The organism is Microbacterium sp. K27, from assembly GCF_004794435.1.
GTDB lineage: Bacteria > Actinomycetota > Actinomycetes > Actinomycetales > Microbacteriaceae > Microbacterium > Microbacterium maritypicum_A.
In genome coordinates this window covers 108470-120974 of record NZ_SSDK01000041.1, presented here as the reverse complement: position 1 = coordinate 120974, position 12505 = coordinate 108470, and the positions used below count along the sequence as shown (strand labels likewise).

At 67.2% G+C, this 12505-nt stretch carries 12 protein-coding genes; 6 read left to right on the top strand and 6 right to left on the bottom strand.

Annotated features, from left to right (window positions below; translation table 11 throughout):
- Nucleotides 1–15 precede the first annotated feature (15 nt).
- The 3 genes from DW307_RS11900 to glpK all read left to right on the top strand — a co-directional run bounded on the left by DW307_RS11900 (nucleotide 16) and on the right by glpK (nucleotide 4111).
- Nucleotides 16–1725, top strand: coding sequence for a glycerol-3-phosphate dehydrogenase/oxidase (locus DW307_RS11900; protein WP_136024838.1), 1710 nt, complete (start codon nucleotides 16–18; stop codon nucleotides 1723–1725).
- 92 nt (nucleotides 1726–1817) lie between these two features.
- Nucleotides 1818–2570 (top strand): MIP/aquaporin family protein, encoded by a 753-nt coding sequence (locus DW307_RS11895; protein ID WP_021200456.1) that lies wholly within the window; start codon nucleotides 1818–1820, stop codon nucleotides 2568–2570.
- A 26-nt stretch (nucleotides 2571–2596) separates the two neighbouring features.
- Nucleotides 2597–4111, top strand: a complete 1515-nt coding sequence (gene glpK / locus DW307_RS11890; protein WP_021200455.1) for a glycerol kinase GlpK — start codon at nucleotides 2597–2599, stop codon at nucleotides 4109–4111.
- A gap of 80 nt (nucleotides 4112–4191) precedes the next feature.
- Here glpK and DW307_RS11885 read toward each other — a convergent pair whose 3' ends face one another.
- Both DW307_RS11885 and DW307_RS11880 read right to left on the bottom strand, forming a co-directional pair.
- On the bottom strand, nucleotides 4192–5109 hold the full coding sequence (locus DW307_RS11885) for a hypothetical protein (RefSeq protein WP_136024837.1): 918 nt from the start codon (nucleotides 5107–5109) through the stop codon (nucleotides 4192–4194).
- Between the two features lie 107 nt (nucleotides 5110–5216).
- On the bottom strand, nucleotides 5217–6098 hold the full coding sequence (locus DW307_RS11880; RefSeq protein ID WP_136024836.1) for a LysR family transcriptional regulator: 882 nt from the start codon (nucleotides 6096–6098) through the stop codon (nucleotides 5217–5219).
- Between the two features lie 78 nt (nucleotides 6099–6176).
- Between DW307_RS11880 and DW307_RS11875 the strand changes: the two genes are divergently transcribed.
- Complete coding sequence (locus tag DW307_RS11875; protein ID WP_136024835.1) at nucleotides 6177–7094, top strand: EamA family transporter; 918 nt, start codon at nucleotides 6177–6179, stop codon at nucleotides 7092–7094.
- 6 nt (nucleotides 7095–7100) lie between these two features.
- Here DW307_RS11875 and ffh read toward each other — a convergent pair whose 3' ends face one another.
- The gene (gene ffh / locus DW307_RS11870) at nucleotides 7101–8660 is read right to left on the bottom strand and encodes a signal recognition particle protein (protein WP_021200451.1); all 1560 of its coding nucleotides are present in this window, start codon (nucleotides 8658–8660) and stop codon (nucleotides 7101–7103) included.
- Nucleotides 8661–8712: 52 nt separating this feature from the next.
- Complete coding sequence (locus DW307_RS11865; protein ID WP_029259099.1) at nucleotides 8713–9297, bottom strand: TetR/AcrR family transcriptional regulator; 585 nt, start codon at nucleotides 9295–9297, stop codon at nucleotides 8713–8715.
- 98 nt (nucleotides 9298–9395) lie between these two features.
- On the opposite strand from DW307_RS11865, the gene lipB reads away from it, so the two are divergent.
- Complete coding sequence (gene lipB, locus DW307_RS11860) at nucleotides 9396–10049, top strand: lipoyl(octanoyl) transferase LipB (RefSeq protein ID WP_029259098.1); 654 nt, start codon at nucleotides 9396–9398, stop codon at nucleotides 10047–10049.
- Nucleotides 10046–11035, top strand: coding sequence for a lipoyl synthase (lipA, locus tag DW307_RS11855; protein WP_136024834.1), 990 nt, complete (start codon nucleotides 10046–10048; stop codon nucleotides 11033–11035). Before lipB ends, lipA begins: the two co-directional genes overlap by 4 nt.
- 35 nt (nucleotides 11036–11070) lie before the next feature.
- On the opposite strand, the gene DW307_RS11850 is transcribed toward lipA, so the two are convergent.
- Nucleotides 11071–11571 (bottom strand): DUF2004 domain-containing protein, encoded by a 501-nt coding sequence (locus DW307_RS11850; RefSeq protein ID WP_017830742.1) that lies wholly within the window; start codon nucleotides 11569–11571, stop codon nucleotides 11071–11073.
- Nucleotides 11572–11615: 44 nt separating this feature from the next.
- Nucleotides 11616–12488, bottom strand: coding sequence for a signal recognition particle-docking protein FtsY (ftsY, locus tag DW307_RS11845; protein ID WP_029259096.1), 873 nt, complete (start codon nucleotides 12486–12488; stop codon nucleotides 11616–11618).
- Nucleotides 12489–12505: the final 17 nt, after the last annotated feature.

Here is a 12505-nt window from a genome sequence, read left to right as displayed (position 1 = left end):
AAGAGAGGGTCGACGATGATCGATTCGACACACTCGTCAGCGGAGCGCGCGGAGATTCGCGCCGTCCGTGAATCCGGACGCACCAGCGTCCTCGTCATCGGCGGGGGGATCAACGGCATCTCCACGTTCCGCGACCTGGCTCTGCAGGGCGTCGATGTCGTGCTCGTCGAGCGAGGGGACTTCGCCTCCGGCGCATCCTCCGCATCGAGCCACATGATCCACGGCGGGATCCGCTACCTCGAGAACGGTGAGTTCCGGCTCGTGCGCGAGTCCGTCGAGGAGCGCAACGGCCTGCTCAAGATCGCCCCGCACTACGTCAAGCCGCTGCAGACGACCATCCCGATCTACTCGACATTCTCGGGCATCCTCTCCGCTCCCCTGCGCTTCCTCACGCACAAGAGCGGAAAGCCCCAGGAACGGGGCGCGTTCCTGATCAAGGTCGGCCTCACGATCTACGACACCTTCTCCCGTGACGGAGGGATGGTGCCTCGCCATCGGTTCCTCGGCCGCAACAAGTCTCTCGCCGAGCTTCCCTCGCTCGACCCGAAGATCAAGTACACCGCCACGTACTACGACGCCTCGATGCACGACCCGGAGCGCCTCGCGCTCGACGTGCTGCAGGACGGACGCACGGCGCACCCGGGAGCGCACGCTCTCAACTACGTCGAGGCCATCGCCCGCGACGGCGACAAGGTCGTCCTCCGCGACCGCGAGAGCGGCACGGAGTTCACGGTGCAGGCTGACGTGGTCGTCAATGCCTCCGGCCCCTGGACCGACCTCACCAATGACGCGCTGGGCACGGACACCCGCTTCATGGGCGGCACCAAGGGCTCGCACATCGTGCTGGATCACCCAGAGCTGCTCGAGGCGACGCGGGGGCGGGAGATCTTCTTCGAGCACTCCGACGGCCGCATCGTGCTCATCTACCCGCTCAAGGGACGCGTCCTGGTCGGCACCACCGACATCGACGCCGACCCGCGCGAGGTGCCGGTGTGCACCGAGGAGGAGGTCGACTACTTCTTCGACCTGATCCACCACGTCTTCCCGACGATCCCCGTGGCACGCGACCAGATCGTGTACAAGTTCTCTGGTATCCGTCCGCTGCCGCGCCATGAGGATACCGCTCCCGGATTCGTCTCCCGCGACTATCGCATCGAAGTCGACGAGAAGGGCGCAGTCCCCCTCGTGAGCCTCGTCGGCGGAAAGTGGACGACGTTCCGCGCGCTCGGCGAATCGCTCTCCGACGTCGTGCTCGGCCTCATCGACCGCACCAGGACCGTCTCCACCGCGGGACGCGCGATCGGCGGCGGCCGGGAGTTCCCGCGCACCGAGAAGGCCAAGCGCATCTGGATCCAGGAGAACCTTCCCGGCGCCGGTGCCCGCGCCGATCAGCTGCTCGCCCGCTACGGCACCCGGGCCGCCCAGGTCTGGGAGTACGTCGAGCAGGGAACGGACGCTCCGCTTGCCGGCGGCGCCCTCTCCACGCGCGAACTCGAGTGGATGGTGCAGAACGAGATGGTGGCGCGCCTCGAGGATGTCGTCCTGCGTCGCACCAGCATCGCGTTCACCGGTGGCGCCGATGCCGAGGTCCTCGACGAGATCGCCGACGCGCTCGCGCCGATGCTCGGCTGGGATCGCTCGCGTCACGACGCCGAGCTCGAGCAGACGCGCCAGCTGCTGAACGAACGACACGGACTCGATATCCCGTCCCGCACCCGCGGCTGACGGGGTCTCGGACTGCCGCCCTCCTCGCGGCGCAACTCCCATAACGTGTCGGGGCAGAGGGGCCCCGACACACAAGAAAGGTCAAAGAAGACATGGCTGATGTGAATCTCGGTCTCTACTTCCTCTCCGAGCTGGTCGGCACAGCGATGCTCGTGCTGCTCGGATGTGGTGTCGTCGCCAACGTGGCCCTCGCGAAGAACAAGGGCTTCGGCGGCGGCTTCCTGATGGTCAACTGGGGATGGGGCCTCGCGGTCTTCGCCGGTGTGCTCGTCTCCGCCTACTCCGGTGCGATCCTCAACCCGGCCGTCGGCATCGGCCTGCTGCTCGCGGGCAAGATCAGCTTCGTGATGTTCCTGACGGCCACGGCCGCTGAACTCGTCGGAGCGATCCTCGGTGCCATCGTCACGTGGCTCGCATACAAGCAGCACTTCGATGAGGAGCCCGACCCGGCCAACAAGCTCGGCGTGTTCTCGACCGGGCCCGCGATCCGCTCGTACGGCTGGAACCTCGTCACCGAGATCATCGGTACCTTTGTGCTCGTGTTCGTGATCTTCGCGTTCGCCGACTACGGCGACATCGAGGTCGGCACCCCCGGCGGCCTCGGACCGCTCACCGCGCTCCCCGTGGCACTCCTCGTGGTCGCGATCGGCGCCTCCCTCGGTGGCCCGACCGGCTACGCGATCAACCCGGCGCGTGACCTCGGCCCGCGTATCGCTCACGCGATCCTCCCGATCAAGGGCAAGGGCTCCAGCGACTGGTCCTACTCGTGGGTCCCGGTGGTCGGTCCGCTCATCGGTGGTGCGATCGCCGCCGCTGCAGCGCCCGTCCTGCTGCACCTCGCCTGAACGACCTGAATTCAAAGGAGAACACAATGGCTGACTACATCCTCGCCATCGACCAGGGAACCACTTCGAGCCGCGCGATCATCTTCGACAAGAAGGGCAGCATCATCGCGACGGGCCAGAAAGAGCACGAGCAGATCCTGCCGAAGGCCGGCTGGGTCGAGCACGACGCCTCCGAGATCTGGCGCAACGTCCAGGAGGTCATCGGCCTGGCTCTGAGCCGCGCCGACCTCACCCGCCACGACATCGCCGCAGTGGGCATCACCAACCAGCGCGAAACCGCGGTGGTCTGGGACAAGACCACGGGAAAGCCCGCCTACAACGCGATCGTGTGGCAGGACACGCGTACCCAGGCGATCGTGGACCGACTGGCTGCTGACGGCGGCGTCGAGCGGTTCAAGCCGATCGTCGGTCTGCCCCTGGCCACGTACTTCTCGGGTACCAAGATCGCCTGGATCCTGGAGAACGTCGATGGTGCCCGTGAGAAGGCGGAAGCCGGCGACCTGATCTTCGGCACGACCGACAGCTGGGTTCTCTGGAACCTCACCGGTGGCGTCGACGGTGGAGTGCACGTCACCGACGTGACCAACGCCTCGCGCACGATGTTCATGGACCTCGAGACGCTCGAATGGCGCGACGACATCCTCGAGGCCTTCGGTGTGCCGCGGTCGATGATGCCGGAGATCCGCTCGTCCTCGGAGGTCTACGGCGCGGCGGAGGACTCCTCGCTGCTTCGCGAGACCCCGATCGCCGGCATCCTGGGCGACCAGCAGGCGGCGACGTTCGGTCAGGCGGCGTTCCAGAAGGGCGAGAGCAAGAACACATACGGAACGGGCTGCTTCCTGATCTTCAACACGGGCGAGGAGATCGTCCACTCGAAGAACGGGCTGCTCACCACCGTCGGCTACAAGCTGGGCGACCAGCCCACGCATTACGCCCTCGAAGGCTCGATCGCCGTCACCGGATCGCTGATCCAGTGGCTGCGCGACCAGCTCGGCATCATCTCCTCGGCACCCGAGGTCGAGGAGTTGGCCGACAAGGTCGAGGACAACGGCGGGGTCTACATCGTGCCGGCGTTCTCCGGTCTGTTCGCTCCGTACTGGCGTCCCGACGCCCGAGGCGCGATCGTCGGACTCACCCGGTACGCGAACAAGAACCACATCGCTCGCGCAGCTCTAGAAGCGGTCGCCTTCCAGACGCGTGACGTGCTGGATGCCGTGAACGCGGACGCCGGCGTGGATCTCACCGAGCTCAAGGTCGACGGCGGCATGGTGGCGAATGATGCGCTCATGCAGTTCCAGGCAGACGTCCTCGGCGTGCCGGTCGTTCGCCCGGTGGTCGCGGAGACCACGGCGCTCGGTGCGGCCTACGCGGCCGGACTCGCGGTCGGATTCTGGAACGGTCTCGACGACCTCTCTGCCAACTGGCAGGAGGACAAGCGCTGGGAGCCGTCCATGGAGGAGGCCGAGCGCGACCGCCAGCTGCGCCTGTGGCGCAAGGCGATCACCAAGTCGATGGACTGGGTCGACGACGACGTGAAGTGATCTGACGTGACAGCGAAGCGGGTCCGGAGTCCAACTCCGGACCCGCTTCGTCGTCTCCGCGGCAGCGGCCCGCTGAACCGTCAGAACCCGTTGATCGACGCGAAGAAGGCGCCGGTACCGTCGACCGAGACGCGTCCGCTCTCGTCGCTCGACGTCACCTGCTCGTAGCCGGAGTCGCTCCAGTAGAAGACATCCGTCGCGATCTCGCCGGCGCCCTGTCCGAACATCTGCTGAGCGAATCCGTGCATGTCCTGCACGACATAGATCGCCTCCGGTCCGGTGATCACATGGAACGCGACATGATGACGTGAGGGCACGGCGAACAGGACGCCGTGCGGAGCCGATGAGATACCGGCTGCGGCCAGGAGGGCCGGGAAGTCGAGCACCCGGCTCGCGGTGAACATGGAGTCCGACACGATCGCCTGGAACGCGCCGTTGCCGACGTCGACGGTGTGCACCTCTTCGATCGGCTCCGCCGAAACTGCCGCGAGGGCCGTGGCCCACAGCTGTCCGGCATCGAACCGGCCGACGATCGCGTCAGGGACGGCGGTCGTGGTCTCGGGGTGATCGAGCATGAGGATCGCTTCGAGGCCGCTCACGATCGTGCGCCGGTACGTGTACGCCGCACGGTGGCTCTCCGGGAGATACGACGACGGGATGAGACGTGCTTTCACGAGGGACAGGACCTGATCATCGGAGAGATCTTCGTCGCGAGGGGCGGCCTGACGGCTCAGCAGACCGGAGATGTGACGCTCGACAGCCTCCGGCCAGTTCGACTCCGGTTCGAGCTTCACGGCGCGCGCGAGGTTGTACAGCCCGTACTGCGCGCCGGAGTCCCCCTCGGCGTAGTCGCCGTGCACGGTGATCGCCCCTGCTGTCGTAGGCCACTTCTCCGCGAACAGAGTGCGCAGCAGGGTGGCCTGCGGGACCGTGAGGTCTTCGAGATCCGCATCAGGCTGTGCTGCGTTCGACTTCTTACCGAAATTCAGGAACCCCATGCGGTACTCTCCCCCGGCGATCACCGGCCGAAGGACTTCTTCGGCGCGGACTCAAACGGACTCAGACTAACGCAGGCTGGCCGACGGTCGATTCCGCCGGGAGGTGGTCACGCCGAGTGCGCGACTTCGGTCACGGCGATGAACGCGCGTGCGACGTTCCGTGGCGCGGCAGCGTCCCAGGCGAGGTATTCGAGACGCACAGGGCCACCGCGCACCTCCACCGTGACGACATCGAAACCGGAGCGATCGACGGTCCCCGGCGTCAGCAGGGTCACTGCCAGCCCTGCCTCCACGAGTCCCAGGATGAGGGTCGCGGAGTCGGCTTCGAAGGCGACGTCACGCGTCAGGCCCGCAGCGGCGAACGCCCCGTCGCTCTGCGCACGACCGGAGGTCGCCGTCGGGAAGTCCGCGAACGTCATCCCCGCGACATCGTCGAGCGCGATGCTCTCCGCATCCGCGAGTTCGTGCCCGCGAGGGAAGACGGCGACGAGGGGATCGCGAGAGAGGACACGCGACTCCACCCCCTCTGGATCGACACCCTCTCGCAGTCCGAGCAGCGCGATGTCGAGCTCGTCGTTTCGGAGCCTGCGGGCGAGGACATCGCTGTTCCCGACCTGCAGTTCCACCCTGACGAGCGGGTAGGCCCCACGGTAGGCGACGAGCACCGCGGGGAGGTCGATGGCGGTCACCGTCGGGATGACGCCGATTCGCAGCGTGCCTTCCACGACGCCGTCGACGGCGGCGGCGTCCTCCTTCGCCTGGTCTGCTGACCGAAGCGCGCGCCGCGCGTGTGCGACGAACGCCTGACCTGACTCTGTCAGGCGCACATGGCGACTCGACCGTGCGAACAGTCGGCGGCCGAGTTCACGCTCGAGTGACGCGATCTGGTGGCTCAACGCCGATTGGGTGACGAAACACCGTTCGGCGGCACGGGTGAAGCTCAGCGTCTCGGCGACTTCGACGACATAGCGGAGCTGTTGAAGTTCCATGCTTCCATGATCTCGGTTCATGTATGCGGTGACAACCATGCGTTGGACTCATCACTGTGTTCCTCGCAGGCTGGAAGCATGAACCGCCTGCCCCTGGTGCTACTGACCGCCCTCGCCCCCATCGCATGGGGCACGACCTACCTCGTCACGACAGAACTGCTCCCGCCCGGGCACCCGCTGTTCGCCGGGCTCCTCCGCTCCCTCCCCGCGGGGCTCCTGGCAGTCCTCATCAGCAGGTGTCTCCCCCGCGGCGGGTGGTGGGGAAAGTCGTTCATCCTGGGAGCGCTCAACATCGGCGCCTTCTTCCCGCTGCTGTTCCTGGCCGCGGAGCGGCTCCCTGGCGGCGTCGCAGCCGCGGTCGCGGGTGCGCAGCCGCTTATCGTCCTCGTCCTCGGAGCACTCGTGCTGCAGGAACGGATCCGGCCGCTCGCCGCCGCCGCTGCCGTCGTCGGCGCTGGCGGAGTGGCCCTGGTGGTCCTGGGTCCCGCCGCCGAGCTGGATCTCTGGGGGATCCTCGCCGCTGTCGGAGGCGTCACCGCCACGGGAGCGGGGATGATCCTGACGAAGCGATGGGGCCGGCCGGTTGGCGTCGGGCCCGTCGCCTACGCCGGGTGGCAGCTCAGCGCGGGAGGGCTTCTGCTGCTGCCGTTGACACTGATCGTCGAAGGCGTGCCCCAGACCATCGACGGGAGCGCCGTGCTCGGATATCTCTGGCTCGGGACGGCGGGCGGGATCGTCGCCTACACGCTCTGGTTCCGCGGCGTCCAGCAGCTCCCGGTCATCGCGCCGGGGCTCCTCGCGCTGCTCTCCCCCATCGTCGCGACGACGCTCGGCGTCGTGGTCGCCGGGGAGCGATTCAGCCCCCTCCAGGCCATCGGCCTCGTCCTGACTCTGGGCGCACTCGTGCTGGGGCAGCTGGCCTCGCGGCCCAATCGGCTCACTGCCGCGCCCGCCCCGCATGCAACGGCCGCGGATGCTCTCACGGCGCCGCGCTGAGGGGAGTCAGCCCTTGCCGAAGAGCTTCTGGATCTCGGCGAGGTCGGCTTCGCTCGGAGCTTGAGCCGCTCCGCCGCCCAAACCGAATCCGGAGCCGGTCGGCGTCGCGGACGATGCGATCCCCGCGTTCTCGGCCGCGCGCTTGGCCGGGTTGCCTGAACGCGATCCGCCGGAGGACTTGCCCTTTTTGCCGCGCTTGGAAGAAGCGCCGGGACGCCCCATCCCGGGCACCGGCCCCATACCGGGGATGTTCGGGGTGCCGCCGCGCGCCACCGTCTTCATCATCTTCGCGGCCTGCTCGAAGCGCTGCACGAGCTGGTTCACGTCGGTGACGGTCATGCCGGAACCCTTGGCGATGCGCAGACGGCGCGATCCGTTCAGGACCTTGGGGTTGCGGCGCTCCCCCGGCGTCATCGAGCGGATGATGGCCTCCGTGCGGTCGATCTCCCGCTCATCGAAGTCGTCGAGCTGCTGCTTCATCTGGCCCATGCCCGGGAGCATCCCGAGCATCTTCTTCATCGAGCCCATCTTCTTCATCTGCTGAAGCTGGTCGAGGAAGTCCTCGAGGGTGAAGGCCTCGGTCGCGAGCTTCTCGGCCATCTTCATGGCCTCTTCCTCATCGAAGGCCTGCTGGGCCTGCTCGATGAGGGTGAGGATGTCGCCGAGGTCGAGGATGCGGCTCGCCATGCGGTCGGGGTGGAAGGGCTCGAGGTCCTCGAGTCGCTCACCGGTCGAGGCGAAGATGATCGGACGGCCGGTCACGGAGGCCACCGAGAGCGCAGCGCCACCGCGGGCATCGCCGTCGAGCTTGGAGAGCACGACTCCGGTGAAGTCGACGCCGTCCTGGAACGCCTTGGCGGTGTTCACGGCGTCCTGACCGATCATCGCGTCGATGACGAACAGGACCTCGTCGGGGTTGACAGCCTTGCGGATGTCCGCCGCCTGCTTCATGAGCTCGGCGTCCACGCCGAGGCGGCCGGCGGTGTCGATGATCACGACATCGTGCTGCTGACGACGTGCGTAGTCGACACCGTCTCGAGAGACCTTCACGGGATCTCCGACCCCGTTGCCGGGCTCGGGGGCGTAGATCGACGCACCGGCCTGCTCCGCGACGACCTGAAGCTGGTTGACCGCGTTCGGACGCTGGAGGTCGGCGGCGACGAGCAGAGGAGTGTGCCCTTCGCCCTCGAGCTGCTTCGCGAGTTTGCCGGCGAAGGTGGTCTTACCGGAGCCCTGCAGGCCGGCGAGCATGATCACCGTCGGTGCCGTCTTCGCGAACTGCAGACGGCGCTGCTCTCCGCCGAGGATCTGCACGAGCTCTTCATTGACGATCTGGACGACCTGCTGCGCCGGGTTCAGCGCCTTGTTGACCTCATCGCCGAGTGCGCGTTCGCGGACCTTCGCGGTGAACTCCTTGACGACGACGAGCGCGACGTCGGCATCGAGCAGGGCGCGTCGGATCTCGCGGACGGTGCCGTCGACGTCGGCCGCGGTCAGCTTTCCCTTCGTGCGCAGATTGCGGAAGGTCTCGGTGAGCCGATCGGAGAGCGTGCCAAATGTAGCCATGGTGCTCTGATTCTACGCGAGCCGAGGCCGGTCGCTCAGCCCGGCGCGGGAGTCAGGACCAGGGAAGGTCATGGATCGTTCCCAGGGCTTCCCGCAGGACCGTCTCCGGCGTCCCCCGTCCGGCTCCCTGTTCCGCCCACACGCGCAGTGAGGAGAGCACGGCGGCCGCGTGTGCCGCCCCGAGGATGTCGGCACGGATGACGTCGACTCCCGAGGCGGACGCCGCGCGTGACACCGCCGCGGACAGACGGGCGAGGCGGAGACCGGTGTCACGGATGAGCTCGCCCTCCACCCCCATCGCTGCGGCATTGCGCAGCGCCAAGGCAAGGGGGTCCGGTGCGAAATCGTGCACGATCGACAGCAGTATGTCGTGAACCGCGTCGCCCGTCGCCGCCCTGCCGAGCTGTTCCAGCGAGGCGATGGCCTGTCCGATCCGTTCGTCGACGCCCGACCACAGCACGTCGCTCTTGGACGCGAAGTAGTTGAAGAAGCTGGACCGGCTGACGCCCGCGCGCTGCGTGATGTCCGCCACAGATGTCGCGTCGTACCCGCGCTCCAGGAAGAGCTCGCATGCTGCTTCTGCGAGGGTCTCCCGCGACGACGCCTTGGGTCGCCCGGCTCTGCCAGTGGAACTCATGTCCTCACGTTATCGCGGGGGCGGGTCGAGAGCGCCGCCCCGCTCGCCGAGGGGTATTGTTGTCCTCAGTCCATTTACGCAATGAAGGCGGTTCTGTGATGCTCGAGATCCTCACGCCCGGGTTCGCTCCGACGTTCGTGCCGTACATCGACGGGTGGGAACTTCAGCGTCGCGTCCACGCCGATGTCGTCGACGGCACCCGTCCCGACACGCTGATCCTCCTCGAGCACGAGGCCGTCTACACCGCGGGCAAGCGCACGGAGCCCCAGGAGCGGCCACAGGACGGCACCCCCGTGATCGACGTCGATCGGGGCGGGAAGATCACCTGGCACGGGCCGGGGCAGCTCGTGGGCTATCCGATCGTGCGACTCCGCGAGCCGATCGATGTCGTCGCGCACGTGCGCCGTCTCGAGCGCCTCCTGATCGACGTGCTGCGCCCCTTCGGCGTCGACGGCTATCAGGTCGAGGGCCGCAGCGGGGTCTGGGTACGCCGGCCACTCTCGGAGGACAAGGTGGCGGCGATCGGAGTGCGCGTGCAGCAGGGGGTCACGATGCACGGCTTCGCCGTCAACTGCGACAACTCGCTGGCCGGCTTCCGCGGCATCATCCCGTGCGGCATCACCGATGCCGGCGTCACTACGGTGAGCGAGGTCGTGGGGTCCGCCGTCCCGCCCCTCGACCTCGTCGACGCCGTCACCCGCGCCTTCCTCGCCGAGTACACGACCACCGAACTGACAGGAGCCTTCGCATGACCGCCGCACCCGAGGGTCGCAAGCTCCTCCGCCTCGAGATCCGCAATGCCGAGACACCGATCGAGCGCAAGCCGGAGTGGATCAAGACGAAGGCGAAGATGGGCCCGGAGTACACGGCGCTGCATTCGCTCGTGAAGAGCGAGGACCTGCACACGGTCTGTCAGGAGGCGGGCTGCCCGAACATCTACGAGTGCTGGGAAGACCGAGAGGCGACCTTCCTCATCGGTGGCTCCCAGTGCACCCGCCGCTGCGACTTCTGCCAGATCGACACGGGCAAGCCCGCCGACTACGACACCGACGAGCCTCGCCGGGTGGCGGAGAGCGTCGTCCGGATGAACCTTCGGTACGCCACCGTCACGAGCGTGGCCCGCGACGACCTCCCGGACACCGGCGCCTGGCTCAACGCCGAGACGGTGCGCAAGATCCATGAGCTGAACCCGAACACCGGTGTGGAGCTGCTCGCCAACGAGCACAACGCCGACCCGGACTTCCTGGGGCAGATCTTCGACGCGCGCCCCGAGGTGTTCGCGCACAATGTCGAGACGGTGCCCCGCATCTTCAAGCGTATCCGGCCGGCGTTCCGCTACGAGCGATCGCTCGACGTCCTGACCCAGGCCCGGGACGCCGGACTGATCACGAAGTCCAACCTCATCCTCGGGATGGGTGAGGAACCCGAAGAGGTCGTGCAGGCGCTCAACGATCTGCACGACGCCGGCTGCGACATCATCACGATCACGCAGTACCTGCGACCGACACCCCGCCACCACCCGGTCTCACGCTGGGTGAAGCCGGCCGAGTTCGTCGAGTTCAAGGAGGAAGCCGAGCGCATCGGATTCCTCGGTGTTCTGGCGGGTCCCCTCGTGCGGTCGTCGTATCGGGCCGGTCGACTCTGGGCGCAGTCCATGACGTCGAAGGGACGCGAGATCCCCGCACACCTCGCGCATATCGCCGAGAGCGCAGATCTCGGTTTCGCGCAGGCCGTCTGACCTGAGTGCTGCCCGGCCCCCGTTCGGGCGGCGGATCAGTCCGCGCTCATGACGGACTGAACGCTGCCGTCCGAGCCGAGATTCACGAGCAGCACGTCGTCCGTCGAGCTGTCGTCGAGCGCATACTCGAGCACCGCGAACGGTTCGGAGCCTCCGTGCTCATCGGCGAGGATCGTCATGCTCATCAACCGGAGCGATCGGATGATGTCGACGGCGGCGTCGCCCGAGACATCGACGAGGACATCCGGCAGATCGTCGCCGTACGTCTCCTGCTGCTGGAGGATGTACTCGGTCACCTCGCTCGTGCGGTCATCGACTTCGGCGAGCATGCCACGCCGGGCGGTGTCGTCGACGCTCTCGAGGCCTGCGATGAGCGAGGCGGCGATGTCGAGCGCATCCGCGGAAACGTCGTCCTGATCCGGAGCGGTCAGATCGACGGTGACACTCTGGTCGCCGAGCTCCACGGTCTCCGACCAGAAGATCGAGCCGTCCGGGCCTGAGGACAGGAGTCCGAAGTAGTCGTGTTCGATCGCCATAACGCTATGAAACCAGCCTCGTGCTCACTGCGGTAGTCCCGTCATCAACCGACCAACGACTGGACGAACACATGGGGGGTGAAACCGGTCAGATCGTCGATCCCCTCGCCCTGTCCGAGCAGCTTCACCGGGATACCGGTGCGCTCCTGCACCGCCAGCACGAACCCGCCCTTGGCCGACCCGTCGAGCTTGGTGAGGACGAGTCCGGTGACGCCGGCGTGCTCGAGGAAGGCCTCGGCCTGCATGACACCGTTCTGGCCCGTGGTGGCGTCCAGCACGAGCAGCACCTCGCTGATCGGCGCCTGCTTCTCGATCACGCGCCGGACCTTCGAGAGCTCGTCCATGAGGCCGCCCTTGGTGTGCAGACGCCCGGCCGTGTCGATGATGGCGATCTCGATGCCCTCGCGCTTGGCATACTCGACCGTCTGGAACGCGACGGATGCCGGATCCTGACCTTCCTGCTGAGGCCGCACGATCGCGGCTCCACCGCGCTGCGCCCAGGTGGCGAGCTGGTCGACCGCGGCCGCGCGGAAGGTGTCGGCCGCGCCGACCACGACACTGCGCTGATAGCCACGGAGGAACTTCGTGAACTTGCCGATGGTCGTCGTCTTCCCGACGCCGTTGACGCCCACGACGAGGACGACAGCTGGACGCTCGGTGAGCTTCAGCGTCGTGTCGAACTTCGCGAAGTGCTCCTCCAACGTCTCCCGCAGCATCCGCTGGAGATCCTTGGGGTCGGTGGTGCGGTACCGGTCGACCTTCGCACGCAGCTCATCCACGACGCGCTCGCTGATGTCCGGGCCGAAGTCGGCCGTCAGGAGAGCGGTCTCCAGGTCCTCCCAGGTCGTCTCATCGATGGTGGGCTTGACGAACATGCCGCGCAGTGCGCGACCAAGAGACCAGGACTTCTCCGCCATCACTCCAGCCTACGGGT